Source organism: Glycomyces buryatensis, from assembly GCF_004912275.1.
Classification (GTDB): domain Bacteria; phylum Actinomycetota; class Actinomycetes; order Mycobacteriales; family Micromonosporaceae; genus Glycomyces; species Glycomyces buryatensis.
Window position 1 is genome coordinate 191,482 of sequence record NZ_STGY01000072.1, and the last position, 16,026, is coordinate 207,507.

Annotated in this window: 13 protein-coding genes; 8 read left to right on the forward strand and 5 right to left on the reverse strand. The window is 68.4% G+C overall.

Going from position 1 to position 16,026, the window contains the following annotated elements:
* Positions 1-66: 66 nt before the first annotated feature.
* Entirely contained in the window at positions 67-1,359 is a 1,293-nt protein-coding gene (locus FAB82_RS22120) for an MFS transporter (RefSeq protein ID WP_136536722.1), read from the reverse strand.
* A 112-nt stretch (positions 1,360-1,471) separates the two neighbouring features.
* Here FAB82_RS22120 and FAB82_RS22125 point away from each other — a divergent pair, with 112 nt between their 5' ends.
* The 7 genes from FAB82_RS22125 (at position 1,472) to FAB82_RS22155 (ending at position 9,829) form a co-directional block, all read left to right on the forward strand.
* Positions 1,472-2,305 (forward strand): PaaX family transcriptional regulator, encoded by an 834-nt coding sequence (locus FAB82_RS22125; protein WP_136536723.1) that lies wholly within the window; start codon positions 1,472-1,474, stop codon positions 2,303-2,305.
* Positions 2,305-3,216 carry an SDR family oxidoreductase gene (locus tag FAB82_RS22130; protein ID WP_136536724.1) on the forward strand — a complete coding sequence of 304 codons (912 nt, stop codon included), beginning with the start codon at positions 2,305-2,307 and terminating at the stop codon, positions 3,214-3,216. The genes FAB82_RS22125 and FAB82_RS22130 overlap by 1 nt, the downstream gene beginning before the upstream one ends.
* A gap of 2 nt (positions 3,217-3,218) precedes the next feature.
* Entirely contained in the window at positions 3,219-4,097 is an 879-nt protein-coding gene (locus tag FAB82_RS22135; RefSeq protein WP_136536725.1) for an amidohydrolase family protein, read from the forward strand.
* 3 nt (positions 4,098-4,100) lie between these two features.
* Positions 4,101-5,597: an acyl-CoA synthetase gene (locus FAB82_RS22140; RefSeq protein WP_136536726.1), complete on the forward strand. Its 1,497-nt coding sequence runs from the start codon at positions 4,101-4,103 to the stop codon at positions 5,595-5,597.
* Entirely contained in the window at positions 5,594-6,049 is a 456-nt protein-coding gene (locus tag FAB82_RS22145; protein ID WP_136536727.1) for a MaoC family dehydratase, read from the forward strand. The genes FAB82_RS22140 and FAB82_RS22145 overlap by 4 nt, the downstream gene beginning before the upstream one ends.
* Positions 6,050-6,079: 30 nt before the next feature.
* The gene (locus FAB82_RS22150) at positions 6,080-7,258 is read left to right on the forward strand and encodes a 4-hydroxybenzoate 3-monooxygenase (protein WP_136536728.1); all 1,179 of its coding nucleotides are present in this window, start codon (positions 6,080-6,082) and stop codon (positions 7,256-7,258) included.
* Between the two features lie 129 nt (positions 7,259-7,387).
* The gene (locus tag FAB82_RS22155) at positions 7,388-9,829 is read left to right on the forward strand and encodes an ATP-binding protein (protein ID WP_168801718.1); all 2,442 of its coding nucleotides are present in this window, start codon (positions 7,388-7,390) and stop codon (positions 9,827-9,829) included.
* A 273-nt stretch (positions 9,830-10,102) separates the two neighbouring features.
* Here the strand turns inward: FAB82_RS22155 and FAB82_RS22160 are convergent, their stop codons facing one another.
* Positions 10,103-11,074, reverse strand: a complete 972-nt coding sequence (locus FAB82_RS22160) for an aldo/keto reductase (protein WP_136536730.1) — start codon at positions 11,072-11,074, stop codon at positions 10,103-10,105.
* Positions 11,075-11,142: 68 nt separating this feature from the next.
* The gene (locus FAB82_RS22165) at positions 11,143-11,556 is read right to left on the reverse strand and encodes an Imm32 family immunity protein (protein ID WP_136536731.1); all 414 of its coding nucleotides are present in this window, start codon (positions 11,554-11,556) and stop codon (positions 11,143-11,145) included.
* 72 nt (positions 11,557-11,628) lie between these two features.
* On the opposite strand from FAB82_RS22165, the gene ligA reads away from it, so the two are divergent.
* A complete protein-coding gene (gene ligA / locus FAB82_RS22170; RefSeq protein ID WP_136536732.1) occupies positions 11,629-13,734 on the forward strand; it encodes an NAD-dependent DNA ligase LigA in 2,106 nt (701 codons plus the stop codon).
* A 46-nt stretch (positions 13,735-13,780) separates the two neighbouring features.
* Here the strand turns inward: ligA and FAB82_RS22175 are convergent, their stop codons facing one another.
* Both FAB82_RS22175 and FAB82_RS22180 read right to left on the reverse strand, forming a co-directional pair.
* Complete coding sequence (locus FAB82_RS22175) at positions 13,781-14,578, reverse strand: phosphotransferase (RefSeq protein WP_136536733.1); 798 nt, start codon at positions 14,576-14,578, stop codon at positions 13,781-13,783.
* Between the two features lie 104 nt (positions 14,579-14,682).
* Positions 14,683-15,825, reverse strand: a complete 1,143-nt coding sequence (locus FAB82_RS22180) for a hypothetical protein (protein ID WP_136536734.1) — start codon at positions 15,823-15,825, stop codon at positions 14,683-14,685.
* Positions 15,826-16,026: the final 201 nt, after the last annotated feature.

Genomic DNA, 16,026 nt, shown 5'->3' on the forward strand with positions numbered 1-16,026 from the left:
GCTGCAGAAAACTCGGCTGGGTCATTCGTCGAGTACACGACGATCGATACAGATATGAATGAGAGTTCAAGGAGTCGGCCGGGTCAGGTCGCTCCGGTGGGTCTCCTTGACCGCCCAGATGCACAGGACCGTGATCAGGCAGCACGCGGCGATGACCGCGGAGAGCATCACCGGGCTCGCACCCGCGGCGAGCAGCGCGGCGAACGCGAGGGGCGTCGCGCCCGCGCCCGTCGAGGAAATCTGGTATCCGAGCGAGGCGCCCGTATAGCGGGTGCGGGTGCCGAACATTTCGCTGTACAGGGCGGCCAACGGCCCGTACATCATCGGGTGGACGACGGCCTGCCCGAGGACCACGGCGAGGACGAGCAGTACCCAGGAGCCGGTGTCGATCAGCGGGAACAGCACGAACGCGACCGCGGCCATGCCGAGCGCCCCGACCATCACGACCGGGCGCCTGCCGATCCGATCCGACAGGGCCGAGTATCCGAGTATGCCGGCCACCGCAAGCGTCGAGGAGATGACGAGCGCGTTCAGGACCGCGCCGCGCGCGAATCCGCTCTGGACCGCGTACGAGACGACGAACACCGTGATCGCCGACTGGGCGACAAATGCGCCGAAGCCGATGCCGATCGCCAGCAGCAGGTTCTTCGGGTGCCGCTTGATCACCTCGAGCAGCGGCCACGACTCCGACGCCGCTGGAGCGGCGTTCGTGAAGACCGGGGTCTCCACGACCTTCATCCGCACGAACAGGCCGAGGGCGAGGAGGGCGATGCTGCCCAGGAACGGAATCCGCCAGCCCCACGCGAGGAACTGCGCTTCGGTGGTGCCGGCGGCGACCAGGGCGAGCATTCCCGTGGAAACGACCATGCCGCTCGGGGCGCCCGCGTTGGTGAACGAGGCCCACAGGCCGCGCCGCGAGGTGGCGTGCTCGGCCGAGAGCAGTACCGCTCCGCCCCACTCGCCGCCGAGCGCGATCCCCTGCACGATGCGCAGGGCGACCAAGAGGATCGGCGCCAGTGCGCCGACCTGCTCGTACGTCGGCAGCAACCCGACGAGGGTGCTGGCGATGCCCATAGTGGCCATGGTGATGATGAGCATCTTCTTGCGGCCCAGCCGGTCGCCGAAGTGACCGAACACGATGCCGCCGAGCGGCCGCGCGAGGTAGCCGGCGAAGAGGGTGCCGAAGCTGGCCACCGTACCGACGAGCGGGTCCAGGTCGGAGAAGAAGACCTGGTTGAACACGAGGGCGGCGGCGGTGGCGTACAGAAGGAAGTCGTAGAACTCGATCAGACTGCCGAGATAGCTGGAGAAGACTGCTCGGCGGAGCTGCGTGCTCGACGCCGCGTCGGTCCGAGACATTGCGCGCCTCCGGTCGGGGTAGCGGTGGCGGGCCGGTCGGGCGGCCGGCCCGTTCCCAAATAAACTTAGGCAGATACGTGACGACAGTCAATACATTGACTATTATGAATTCATGGCAAGTGACATAGCCGAGGTGCGCCCACAGGCGCTCCTCCTCACGTTCTTCGGCGGCCACGTGCTCGGACGCGGCGTGCGCGTGTCGACCGGCAGCGTCTTGAAGGTGCTCGACCGCGTCGGGGTCGCCCAGCACGCCGCCCGGTCCGCGCTGGGCCGGATGGCCGACCACGGCCTCCTGCAACGGCATCGGCGCGGGCGCCAGGTCTACCTGGGGCTCACGTCCCGCTCGCGCGAGATCCTCAACGACGGCGAGATTCGCATCTGGAGGACCGGCGTCGTCAACGACCGCTGGGACGGCACCTGGACGCTGCTCGGCTTCACCGTCCCCGAATCGCAGCGGCAGCAGCGCCACCTGCTGCGCTCCCGGTTGCTGTGGGCCGGGTTCGGCTCCCTCCAGGGCGGACTGTGGATCGCCCCCTCCCCTGTGGAGGTGAACGCCGTGCTCGAGGACATCGAAGCGGCCGAGCACGTGAAAGTGTTCCAGGCCCGGGCGATCGCCCCCACCGACGTCGACGACCTGGTCGGCGGCGCCTGGGACCTCCAAGGACTCGCGAAGACGTACCAGCGGTTCATCGAACGATGGTCGCCGGACCCGCCCGAATCCGAGGCGATGGACGCGCTGGCGCGGCAACTGCAACTGACCGCCGAGTGGCTGCAAATCCTCCGCCAGGACCCGCGCCTGCCGATCCGGCACTTGCCGGACGATTGGCCAGCCGAGCAGGCCCAGCGGCTCTTCCGGCGGCTCCACGCCGCCCTCGAACCCGAGGCGCGGGCCATCGCCGTCGAACTGCTGGAGACCATTCCCGACACTGACGAAGGAGCGAGCTGATGGACCTGACCGGCAAGATCGTCATCGTCACCGGCGCCGGCCGCGGATTGGGGCGGGCGTACGCCCTCGCACTCGCCAGGGCCGGCGCCGCGCTCGTCGTCAACGACGTCGACAGCGCCGCCGCGGAAGCAGTGGTGGGCGAAGCCGCCGCCGTCGGCGGTCGGGCCGTCGCCGTGACCGGGGCCGTCGGCAGCACGGAAGTGGCCGAGTCGCTCGTCGAACTGGCGTTCAAGGAGTTCGGCCGCTTGGACGGCCTGATCACGAACGCCGGCGTGCTGCGCGATCGGATCCTGTGGAAGATGTCCGACGACGACTTCGACACGGTCGTCAACGTCCACCTGCGCGGCACCTTCACGTGCGTGCGCGCGGCCGTCCAGCGAATGCGCGCGCAAGGCGAAGGCGGCCGGATCGTCGTGGTGGGCTCGCCGGCCGGCCAGCGCGGCAACGTCGGCCAGACCAACTACTCGGCCGCCAAGGCGGCGATCGTCGGCATGGTCCGCACCTGGGCCATGGAGTGCGCGCGGGACGGGATCGCGGTCAACGCGGTGATTCCGGTGGCGGCCACGGCTATGACCGAGAGCATCCCGATGTTCGAGCCGTACGTGCGCGAGTCGCGGGAGCACGGCCGACCGCTGCCGCAGTGGCTTCGCGCCGGGGCGGGTTTCGGGACGCCGGAGGACGCCGCGGAGTTGCCGGTGTTCCTGCTGTCGGACGCCGCCGCCTCGATCACGGGTCAGGCCATCGGCATCGGCGGCGACCGATTGGCATTGTGGTCGCATCCCCACGAAGCGGTCCTGGCCCATCGCGACGGCGGATGGGACGCCGACGCGATCGCGGCAGCATGGCCCGCCGTGTTCGACGCCAGGATCGAGTCGTACGGGATCCCAGACGTCGAGAATCCGGGGGCCTGACGATGGACGTCGACCGGCTCACCGCGATCGACATGCACGTCCACGCGGAGATCTCGGATGAGGGGCACACCTCGTTGCCGGATCATCTGCTGGCCGCGTCCGGCGCGCACTTCTCAGCGAGGGACCGCAGCCCCACGGTCGACGAGACCGCCGCCTACTACCGCGAGCGCGACATGGCCGCGGTGGTCTTCACCGTCGACGCCGAACACGCGACGGGCCGAGCGCCGATCGCGAATGAGGCGGTGGCCGAGTCGTGCGCACGCAACGCGGACGTGCTGATCCCGTTCGGCAGCGTGGACCCGTGGCGCGGCGCCGCCGCGGTGGCGGCGATCCGCCGCCTCGCCGCCGACCACGGCGTCCGCGGGTTCAAGTTCCACCCGAGCCTCCAGGCGTTCGACCCGTCCGACCGCATGGCCTACCCGCTGTATGAGGCGCTCGAGGAACTCCGGCTCCCGGTGGTGTTCCACACCGGACAGACCGGCATCGGGGCGGGGGTTCCCGGCGGGGGCGGCATCCGGCTGAAGCACTCGAATCCGATGCTGCTCGACGACCTGGCGGCCGACTTCCCCGGCCTGACCATCGTGATGGCCCATCCCTCGTTTCCTTGGCAGGAGGAGGCGCTCGCCGTGGCCGTCCACAAACCGTCGGTCTACATCGACCTGTCGGGCTGGTCACCGAAGTACTTCCCGCCGTTGCTCGTGAAGTACGCGGGCTCGCTGCTGAAGCACAAGGTCCTGTTCGGCTCGGACTACCCGCTGATCACCCCCGACCGGTGGTTGGCCGACTTCGCCGACCTCGACCTCAAACCCGAGGTCAGGCCGCTGATCCTCAAGGAGAACGCCGCCCGGCTCCTGGGCCTGCTCAGATCCGAAGGAGGATGAGCCATGCGCGACTCGGGCATCGGGTCCTGGGCGGCGCGCAGGGCGCGCAAGACGCCGCACAAGACCGCCGTCCTCGATCCCGGCGGCCGCTTCACATACGCCGAATTCAATGAGCGCGTGCACCGCCTCGCCCACGGCCTGCGCGACCTCGGCGTCCGACGCGGCGACCGCGTGGCGTACCTGGGTCCGAACCACCACACGTTCCTCGAGGCGCTCTTCGCCAGTGGCGTACTCGGCGCGGTCTTCGTCCCCTTGAACACCCGGCTGGCCGCGCCCGAACTCGGGTACTGCCTGGAGGATTCCGGCAGCACGGTGCTGATCCACAGCCCCGCCCTGCCCGCCCCCGCGGGCGCCGTGCGCCACACCATCGCGTTCGGATCCGGCGATCCGGGCTCCCTCGACTACGAGGACCTGCTGGCGGACGCGGCGGCGACGCCGATCGACGAGACGATCGCGCTCGACGACCCGTTCATGATCATGTACACCTCGGGCACGACGGGTCGTCCCAAGGGCGCGCTGCTCACGCATGGCAACCTCACCTGGAACGCGGTCAACGTCCTCGTCGACATCGACCTCGCCTCGGACGAGACCACGCTCTGCGTCGCGCCGCTGTTCCATACCGCGGGTCTGAACATGACCTGCCTGCCCACACTGCTCAAAGGCGGCACGGTGGTCCTGGAGGCATCGTTCGATGCCGAGCGCGCCCTGAAGCTGATCGAGACGCAAGGGGTGACCTACATGTTCGGCGTCCCCGTCATGTTCGATGCGATCGCGGGGTCCCGGGCCTGGGCCACCGCCGACCTGTCGAGTCTCCGGCTGGTCAGCTGCGGTGGTGCCCCGGTCCCGCCCGCCACGATCGCCGCCTTCCTCGACAGGGGGGTCGTGTTCAGTCAGGGGTACGGCCTGACGGAGGCGGCCCCCGGCGTGCTGTTCCTGGCCGGCGAGGACTCGGTGCGCAAGGCCGGGACGGCGGGCGTGCCGCACTTCTTCACCGACGCCCGCGTCGTCGACGCCGAGTCGTGTCCGGTCGCCGCTGGACAGAAAGGCGAGGTGATGGTGTCCGGGCCCAACGTGATACCCGGATACTGGGCGCGCCCCGAGGCCACCGAACGCTCCTTCGAAGGCGGCTGGCTCCGCACCGGCGACATCGCCACCGTCGACGACGAGGGCTACATATCCATCGTCGACCGGGCCAAGGACATGTTCATCTCCGGCGGCGAGAACGTGTATCCCGCCGAGGTCGAACGGGCGCTGGGCGAACATCCCGACGTCGCCGACTGCGCGGTGATCGGCGTCCCCGATCCGACCTGGGGCGAGGCGGGCAAGGCCATCGTCGTGCCGACGTCCGCCGAGCACGCGAACGAGACCGAGTTGCTGAGCTTCCTGCGCCGCGGGCTCGCCGGCTACAAGGTCCCGAAGTCTCTGGAGTTCGCCGGAGAGCTCCCCCGCTCCCCCAGCGGAAAGATCCTCAGAAGAGTGCTACGAGAGGAATACCCATGAGCCGACGAGTCAACGGTATTGCGGAGGTCAACGCTCTGGCCGGCACCGATCTCGGCCGGACCGGCTGGAGGTCGATCGACCAGGAGAGGGTGAACCTGTTCGCCGACGCGGCAGACGACCACCAGTGGATACACACCGACCCGGTACGCGCCGCCGAGGGCCCCTTCGGCCAAGCCATCGCGCACGGCTACCTCACGCTGGCCCTGGTCATCCCGATGTTCGGCGAACTGCTCGAAATCGGCGGCGTCACCACGAGCGTCAACTACGGGCTGAATCGGGTGCGCTTCCCCGCGCCGGTGCGGGTCGGCGACAAGATCCGCCTCCATGCGGTGGTGGTCGAGGCGGAGGAGGTCAAGGGCGGCGCCCAGCTGACCCTGGACTTCACCGTGGAGCTGGAGAACGGTGCCAAACCGGCGTGCGCCGCCCAGGCCGTCTACCGCTACTACACCTGATCGGTCGTGTTCCAGGAGAAGGGATGAGCGATGCGCACTCAGGTCGCGATCATCGGCGCCGGGCCCGCGGGGCTCCTTCTGGCCTGGCTCCTCCGGCGCCAGGGCATCGCGGCAGTCGTACTCGAGCGACGCAGCCGCGAGTACTGCGAGCGCCGGGTGAGGGCGGGCGTCCTCGAACAGGGCACCGTCGACACCCTCGCCGAGGCCGGGGTCGGCGCGCGTCTCAAGGCCGAAGGGCAAGTCCACCATGGCATCGAGCTGCGTTTCGGGGGCGCGGGCCACCGCATCGCCTTCGAAGAACTCGTCCCCGGGCGGGGCATCACCGTCTACGGCCAGCAGGAGATCGTCAAGGACCTCATCAAGGCGAACCTCGAAGCGGGCGTGGACCTGCGCTTCGAGATCGACGACGTCGCCATCGGCGACATGGCCGACCACCCGCACCTCACCTTCGGCGGCGAGCGCCTCGACTGTGACTTCATCGCCGGCTGCGACGGTTTCCACGGGGTCTCCCGCCCGGCGATCCCTCCCGGTGCGATCCGCGTCTTCGAGAAGACCTACCCGTTCGCGTGGCTCGGAATCCTTGCCAACGTCCGGCCCTCCACTCGCGAACTCATCTATTCGGCCTCGGAGCGAGGCTTCGCTCTGCACAGCATGCGCAGCGACGAGGTCAGCCGCTTCTACCTGCAAGTCCCGCCTCAGACCAGGCCCGAGGACTGGGCGGAGGACGAGATCTGGGCCGAGCTCAAGGCCCGCCACGAAACCGTCCCCGACTTCGAGCTCAACACCCAGGGCGAGATCACCTCGGTCGACGTCGCCGCGATGCGCTCGTTCGTCGCCGAACCCATGCGCCACGGCCGTCTCCTCCTCGCCGGCGACGCCGCCCACATCGTCCCGCCGACAGGAGCCAAGGGCCTCAATCTGGCCGTGGCCGACATTCGCGTCCTGGCCAGGTCCCTGACCGACTACTACCGCCACGGCCGCGAGGACCTGCTCGACCGCTACAGCGAGATCTGCCTGCGCCGAGTCTGGCGTGCTCAGCATTTCTCCTGGTGGATGACATCGCTCCTCCACACGTCCGACCATGCCACCCTTTACGATCGCCGCCTCCAGCGCGCCGACCTCGACTACGTCGTCTCCTCCCGGGCCCAGGCGACGACCTTGGCCGAGAACTACGTGGGTCTACCCTTCAGCGCCGATGAATCCGGCTGATCACTCCACAGTGGATATATGATCGATCGCGGGCGGGTGGGCGGCCGTCCCCACCCGACGGCCGTCGGAACCGGCATACCCGTCGACGGTCAACGGCCCGGCCCGGCCCGGCCGCCCTATCATTGCGGCATGGCCGACCGAGCGTTCGATACCCGCAACAGTCTCCGGCCGCACCGGTTGCGGGCGATGATGACGCAGGAAGAACTCGCCCTCAAATCCGGTGTCGGGACCCGCACCATCAGAGACATCGAGTCGGGAAAGGTGCGGCCGCAACCGAAGACATTGAGGCTGCTCGCCAGGGCGCTGGGCCTGGAAGCGGATGACCGGGCACGGCTGGCCGGGGCGTCGGATCTGATTGCGGTGGTGCCCCGTGAACTGCCGATGGCCCTGGCCGCGTTCACCGGACGAGAGGGCCAGCTGGACGCGCTCTTCGCCGCGGTCGACGACGGCGCCGCCGTCATCACGGTTCACGGCATGGCCGGAGTGGGGAAGACCTCCCTGGCGGTGCGGGTCGCCCACGCCCTCGCCCCTCGATACCCCGACGGGCAGCTGTTCGTGGACCTTCACGGCTTCACGCACTCGACCGGGCCACGCCCCAGCATCGAGTCGGTGCTGACGCGGGTGCTGCGGAGCCTCGGCCTTTCCGATCGGCCCCTACCCGCGGACATCGACGAACTCACCGCCCGCTACCGCAGCGCCATCGCCGATCGTCGCATCCTCCTGGTGCTCGACAACGCAGCGAGCGCGGAGCAGGTGGATGCGCTTCTGCCGGGCACGCCGGGCAGCCTCATTCTGGCGACGAGTCGGCGCGACCTCTCTTCGCTGACGGGCGCGTATTCGGTGCCGCTGGAACCGCCGCCGGTACGGGAAGCCGCCGCCATGCTCAGTGCCGCCGTCGCCGGTCGGGTCACCGAAGCAGAGGCGGTCGCGGTCGCCGAGCGATGCGGGCGGCTTCCGCTGGCGCTGGGGCTGGCGGCGGCGCGTCTGCGCAGCCGACCGCTCTGGCGGGTAGAGGACCTGTTGAAGCGCCTCGTCGACGAGGGTCGGCTCTTCGAAGAGTTCGACTTGGGGCACCGAGGCGTCGCCGGGGCGCTGCACGCCTCGTACCTGGAGCTCGACACCGACCACCGTCGGATGTTGCGACGCCTGGGCCTGGTCCCCGGAGACGACCTGGACGTCCACGCGGCCGCCGCATTGTGCGAGGTGAGCGAAGAGCGGGCGGCTCCAATGCTGGAATCCCTTGTAGATGTTCACCTCGCCGAGACCCGGTCGCCCGGACGGTACCGGCTGCACGACCTGGTGCGGCTGTTCGCGGCCAAGGTCGCGGCCGTGGAAGAGACGGAGAGCGACCTCGACGACGCCGTTCTGCGGTTGAACCGCGTCTACCTGCACTTCGCCTACCGGGCGGCGGCGCGGGCGACGCCGAACGTACCGCGTTTCATAGCGGGCGAAACGGCGTACGACTCCGGCCTTCCGGGGTTCGCCGACCGGGACAGCGCGCTGTCATGGTTCCGGACCGAACGCGGCAACCTGGAGTCCGCCGTGGCGGCGGCCGAGCGCACCGGGCGACTCGAGCTTGCCTGGCATCTGGCCACGGCCTTCAGCGGGTTCTTCATGTACGACCTCGACCTCGGCGCGCAGGCCACCGTCAACGAGATCGCACTCACCAGCGCCCGCCGGCTCGGGGACGCCTGGAAGGAGGCGTACGCCCTGGGAGACGCGGGACGACAGCTGGGGCTCGAGGGCAGGCACCGGGACGGGATCCGGTACCTCGAGCAGGCCGTCGCGCTCAAGCGCGACCTCGGTGAAACCGGTGACGCGGCCCTGACGTTCGCCAATATCGGTGTCCTGCACCGGCGGTCCGGCCGGTTCGCCGAGGCGCTGACGGTGTATGAAACGGCTCTCACGCTGGTGGAGGAGACCGCTGCCGCCCCGGCCGTGTCGGCGATCGTCAGCATCAACATGGTCGCCCCATTGGTCCGCCTCGGACGGCTCGATGACGCCGAACTGCGGCTCGCGGAGGCCGAAGCGCTGCTGAGGCCCGACGACGACCACGACCGCACTCGGATCGAGGTCTTCCGCGGGGTCCTGCTGCGCGAACGCGGCGACCTGGCCGGAGCCGAATCGATGCATACCACCTGCCTTGCGGCCTGCCTGCGGGAGAGCGTTCCGGCCGGGATTACCGCGACGCTCTGCGAACTCGGCGAGGATCTCCTGCGCCTGGACCGCCGGGCCGAAGCGGTCGAGCGATTCGGCCAGGCCGTGGGGTGGGCGGAGGAGCGCGCGGACCGCTCACTGGAGCGCGCCGCCCGAAACGGGCTCGGCCGAGCGCTCACCGCCTCGGGCCGCCCGGAGGAGGCGATCGGCCACCTCGAGCAGGCGGCGGCCCTTGCCGAATCCCATGAAGACACCTACGAGCTCGCGCGGGCCCACCACGGCCTGGCCGACGCCCACCGGCTCCGGGGCGACACGGACGCCGAGCGGCGGTACCTGCGCCGTGCCGCCCGAGGCTACGCGGCCTGCGACGTGCCCGAAGCGGCAGCGGTCACCGAGCGGCTGGACCGGTTTTAGGGGGCGTTCAAGACCCCCAAGTATCCGAACGGTGCCCGTGATTCGCCGGTGGGCGACGACCACTTCACGAATGCCGTTTCCTGCCACGAAACCAGCATCAAGGCCGAAGCTCAATCGCGCCACCGCCATCCCCGCAGGTCCGCGCTAAGCGGCTCGGGCAATGGTGATGATCGACCCCGGCCGGTCCTCTTCACCAGATCAGGCGACTGGCGCTGCCAAATGGCGGCCCTGGAGATCTCTCCCCAGGGTCCCAGGTGATCCGCGGGTAGCCCGCTAGCTGAACGCAGTAGGAAGACGCGGAGTGTAGAACTCCTCCATCGCCGCGATCTCGTCGTCGGCGAGCTCGATTTCGACAGCTGCGGCGGCGTCGGGGAGGTGGTGCGGTCTCGTAGGTCCCACGATCGGGGCGGTCACCACCGGTTTGCCCAGCACCCAGGCGAGCGCGATCTGCGCCATCGGCACCCCGCGCGACTCGGCGATTCGCGCCACGGACTCCACGATCGGACGGTCGCGGTCGACGTCGTAGCGGGCGCCCATCGGATCGTTCTCGGACCGGGCCGTCCGCTCCCCCCAAGGGCGCGCCAGGCGCCCCTTGGCGAGCGGGCTCCACGGAAGGCTTCCGACGCCCTGGTCCGCGAGCAGGCCGAACATCTCGCGCTCTTCCTCGCGCTGCATCAGGTTGTACTGGTCCTGCATGGAGATGAACCTGGTCCAGCCGTTCGCTTCGGCGACGTGCTGCATCTTGGCGAACTGCCAGGCCCACATCGACGACGCCCCGATATAGCGGGCCTTGCCCGCCCTCACCACATCGTGCAGCGCCTCCATGGTCTCCTCGACCGGCGTCTCGGGGTCGAACCGGTGGATCTGGTACAGGTCCACATAGTCGGTTCCCAACCGTGCCAGGGACGCGTCGATCTGCTCGAAGATCGCCTTCCGCGACAGGCCCGATCCGCCGGGCCCGTCATGCATCTTGAAGAACACCTTCGTAGCGAGTACCACGTCTTCTCGACGCGTGTACTTCCTGATCGCCTTGCCGACCAATGCTTCTGAACTCCCGGCCCAGTACATGTTCGCGGTGTCCCAGAAGGTGATCCCCAACTCGACCGCCTGACGGAACAGCGGCTCCGCCGCCGCCTCGTCGAGGGCCCATGCGTCGGGCTCTCCGGCCATATGACCGAAGCTCATGCATCCCAGGGCGATCCGGCTGACCTTGAGGCCGGACGATCCCAACCGTGCGTAGTCCATGAACGGTCTCCTCTCCTCGCACCACCGTAGGCGAACCGAACGCCCTAGGCCAGGGCGTCACTCGTTCGCTATTTGACGTCTGGCCAGTCGGACACGATGATCAGCGGGACAGACAGCGGGGAGCGGTACTCGTCGTCCGGTGGTAGGTACTCGATGTGCTGATGCCGCTTGACTTCGCGATCCGCAGCGTCTTCTGCTTGCTCGGCCACCCCGTCGAGAGCGTCCCAAACGATGTCGAGATACCGATGACCACCGGCGAGATGCAGCCTGTCCGCGCCTCGAAGGCTGACGGTCAGCGGCCCAGCTGTCCGTTCCTGAACGACAGCGCCGCCCGAAACCTGCGCTTCCACCCGCCCCTGCGTCTCACGGAGCAGCAGGGCAAGGGCACGAAGAGCAGCCGGAGGTCCGGCAAGCTCCAGCTCGCCGCCAGAAGTCGACAGGCGACAAAGCCGATAAAGGTTCACCGGTTCATCCTGCCTCATGTCCGGGAGCGCTCCTTCACCTGCGTGCGTCCCTCATCGGTGACTGGGAAACTGTCGGTGCCAGGTGACAACATGAAGGCTATGACGACGACATCCGCGGCCCCGGCCGTTGCCATCGCTGAAGAGAACACCTACCGGGAAGCGGTCGCGCAGGCACGCGAAGCCGCCGATGCCTACTACGGCACGGGCGAATCCGGTATGGACGACGACACCTATGACCGGCTGCTGCGCGGCATCATCGCCTGGGAGGCCGAACATCCCGACCAGGTCGCCGCAGACTCGCCGACACAGCAGGTCGCGGCCGGAGTGACCACCGGCGATGTTGAGCATTCGGTGCGGATGCTCAGCCTCGGAAACGTGTTCTCCGACGAGCAGGTGCACGACTGGGCCGCGTCTCTGGAACGGCGCTTGGACGGGCGTGCCGTCACCGCATGGGCGGTGGAGCCGAAACTTGACGGTGTCGCGCTCGCTGCCCGCTATCTGGACGGCAAGCTCGTGCGGCTGGTGACGCGCGGCGATGGGTCCACCGGTGAGGACGTGTCCCACACGATCGGACACATCGTCGGCCTGCCCCGAACGCTGGCTGAGCCGATCACGGTCGAAGTCCGCGGCGAAGTCCTCATGACCTCAGGCCAGTTCGCCGCCGCGAACGAGCTCCGGACCGCGCACGGCGGCCAGCCGTTCGCCAATCGCCGCAACGCCTCCTCTGGGTCGCTGCGGGCGAAAGACCGTGCCTACCAGGTGGAACAGACGTTCCTCGCCTACGACGCTCTCACCGATCCCGAGTACACCAGCGACTTGACTCTGGCGGACCTGTCGCACACGCAGCTCATCGCCCGCCTTGCCACGCTCGGGATCGGCACCACCGCGGGTACGAAAGTTGCCACCCTCGCCTGCGCCGACCTTGACGAGGTTCTGGCCCGCATCCACGAGATCGGTGCCCTCAGAGCCGGACTCGACTTCGAACTCGACGGTGCCGTCATCAAAGCCGACACCAGAGCCGACCAGGTCGAAGCCGGTACGGGTTCGCGCACCCCGCACTGGGCGACCGCCTACAAGTTCCCTGCGGCGCAAAAGATCACGAAGCTGAAGGCCGTGGAATGGAACGTCGGCCGCACCGGCGTCATCGCCCCGCGCGCGATCCTCGAACCCGTTGAAGTCGGCGGCACCACCATCACCTACGCGAGCCTGCACAACGTTGCCGACATCGGACGTAAGGACCTGATGCTGGGCGACAAAGTCTTCGTCCTCCGCGCCGGCGAAGTCATCCCCCGGGTTGAAGGTGCCGTCGCCGGCCAGCGCACCGGCGACGAACAGCCCATCGTGTTCCCCGAAGTGTGCCCGCGGTGCGGTGCGGACATCGACAAGTCCGGGGAGCGGTGGCGGTGCGATCGCGGCCGTGCCTGCGGCCAGGTCGAAGCGATTCGGTACGCGGTCGCCCGCGACGCGCTCGACATTGACGGCCTCGGCGAGAAAATCGTCATCCAGCTGGTCGAGAAACAGATGATCGAGGACTTCGCCGACCTGTTCACCCTCACCCGCGAGCAGCTGCTAACGCTCGACCGTATGGGAGAGAAAAGTGCCGACAATCTCCTGGTTGCGATCGCAAACGCCAAAGCCAAACCGTTGAACCGGGTCTTCTGCGCCCTCGGTGTCCTCGGCACGGGACGGTCCATGTCGCTGCGCATCGCCACCCACTTCGGATCGATGCAGGCGATCCAGGCCGCCGACACTGTCGCCCTGGAGCTGGTGGACGGCATCGGCGGAGAGAAGGCCCCCGTCATCGTCGCCGAACTCGCCGAGCTTGCTCCGGTGATTGACAAGCTCAAGGCCGCTGAGGTGAACCTGGACCAGCCGAACTTCGTCATGCCCGCTGCCTTGGACGCCACGGAAACGGAAGCCGAGTCCGAGGAAGCGGGAACCGGCCTGCCGCTGGCGGGAATGACGGTGGTGGTGACCGGAGGAATGACCGGGCCCCTGGCGGCTTACTCCCGCACCGAAATGACTGAACTCATTGCGACAGCGGGGGGCCGCGCGTCTTCCAGCGTCTCCGCGCGGACCAGTCTCGTCGTCGCCGGGGAGAAGGCCGGCAGCAAGTTGGACAAGGCCCAGACTCTCGGGCTTGAAGTAATCACGCCCGAGGTGTTCGCCGAACGGCTCTCTGCCGTGCTCGACTAACCTCTTGACCGCCGACGGTCCTAGAACGCGGCACCGGCGGAACCCGTCACCGGACAAGGGCCACAATCGCGTCCGTGACGGGAGCATGTCGATCCGCCAGCGACGAGTCCCACACCTTGAGCAGGTGAAGGGTCGCCATGCGGAAGGCGAAGGCACGCACCAACAGCTGCTCCCACTCGGGGATGCCCTGCCCTACCGCGGGCAGCAGCTCGATCGGAGAGCCATACCAGCACACCGCGTCCACTACCGCGATCGCGGCACCGAGACCGGCCGGTCGCCAATACGGCGCCCAGTCGATGATCGTCGGCGGCTCGCCTTCGGCGAAGAGGACATTGCCGAGCAAGTCGCCATGGATGACCTGCGATGGCGACTCCACGGGATGGAACTGTGCCGCAAGGCGTTCGAGCATCGCATCGGCAGGCAGTGGCGCCTCTCCCCAGGCGATGCGGTCAGCGCGGGCCCAGGGGTCGTCGGAGGTGTCGATGAACGACGGGCGAGGCAGAGCCGAGATCGCGTGATGGAACGCCTTTCCTGCCTTGACGACGTCGAGGACGCGTGACTCGTCCGCGGCGCCGGGCACCCACTGCCACGCTTCCCATCCGGCTTCGATCCACTGGCCCGATGCGGCTCTGATGGGACGCGGCGTCCGGAACTCCCCCGTGTGCGCGAGACGCTCGAGCACGCCTGCTCGCCAATTCGCTTCGTCCCCACCACCGGTCGGGCGCACCACCACGGGCCCTGCTCTCCACGTCAACCCGCGACCACCGTCGAGCTTCTCCGGTCTCGTCCCTCCGCTGCCGAACGCGGAGAAGACTTCATCCGATGGCCTGCTTTGCGCTGTCACGCCCGTAGGCTATCGAGCGGGCCGAGACTGGAGACGCCGACCGCCGCGATCACCGCTGACGCGGCGGGAAGCTCGACTACCAGGTCTCGGTGGCGCAGTGGAAGTCAGAGCGAGCGGGGCCGCGGGACCCGGGCGATGTCCTTGTCCATGGCCTTCCACTTCGGATAGCCCTTGAGTACCTGCTCGGTCTTGTGCTCCAGGTACGGCACGGCTTCGAGCGGGACGTCGGTGACATTGGCGGCCCAGGTGACGAAGTCCGGCATGAGCTCCCTAACCGCGCGGATGACCGGGTCGCGCGGCTCGTACTTCCCGGGGAGGTAGCGCTCCAGGAAGACGAACGAGCTGACGGGGCTCACCGAGAAGCCGTTGAAGCCGTGGAACCAGCACATCTCATCGATCGCCTTCAGCTGCGGGTCGCCGAGCTCGCGGCGGCCGGTCAGGAGGAACGTGAGGAACGCGCCGTTGCGCAGTCCCTGCTCCTCATCGGTCGGCGCGACCATCTCGCCGGGGTCCACTTCCACCTGCGGGAGCAGTCGCATCCGGGCCTTCCACATCGCGCGAACCGCCACATAGCTGAAATCGAGCTTCGCCGAATCACCGCCGACGCAGAAGATGTCCCAATCCTCGAGGGACCTGAATGTGCCCTTGTAGACCTCGACCGGTTCGCACCTGCGCGGCACGTAGAGCCGGTCGGAGAAGAAGGCGTTCCGCTCCCGGTGCGGACGGAGCAGTTCCTCGATGTCGGGATGGTGCCCGCAGGCGGTGACCATGTCGAAGTGGTAATCGGAGTAGTCCACCGTGTACGACAGGGCGAAATCGCTGCTGGGAGCGCGGAAGGACATGAAGTAGGTGCGGCAGTCGCCGTAGACGTCGCCGCCCTCCCAGCACTCATCCAGGACCAGTTCCTCGCCGTACCAGCGGGGTGCGGGGACGCCGATCCGCTCCAGGCGGTCGAGGGCCTTGACGGCGGCGCGCCGCCCGCCCGGCGTCTCCGCCAACTCCGTCATCGCCGCGAGGCTCGCCGCCGCGTACGGGTCGGCGCGATTGAGGAAGTACTGCACGGCGACCAACTGCAGCTCGGCCGCCGAGACGCCCTGGACCTCAGGGATGGTGGAGTGCAGCCACATGTTGCCGAAGAAGCCTGACATGTTGGCTTCGACGGCGACGCGGTTCTCGGGATCGGGGGTCTGATCGGCAGGCAGGCCGTCGAGGACGGCGATCCACCGCTCGCGGTCTTTCTCGGTCATCGGCATAGGGCGTCCCCTTCCAGAAGTCCTGGAGTGCAGTATCCCCCGCGGCGGCTTGCGCGCACACCCGGCGTGACGGTCGCCCCACCGGAGGAGGCCGACCGCCCTCCCCGTCGGATCGACCGCTCCTCATCGACGCGCGGAGCCGTCGCCAGTGGATTACTCCGTGGGTCGGCCCCGGATCAGCGGTTTCAGCGCACC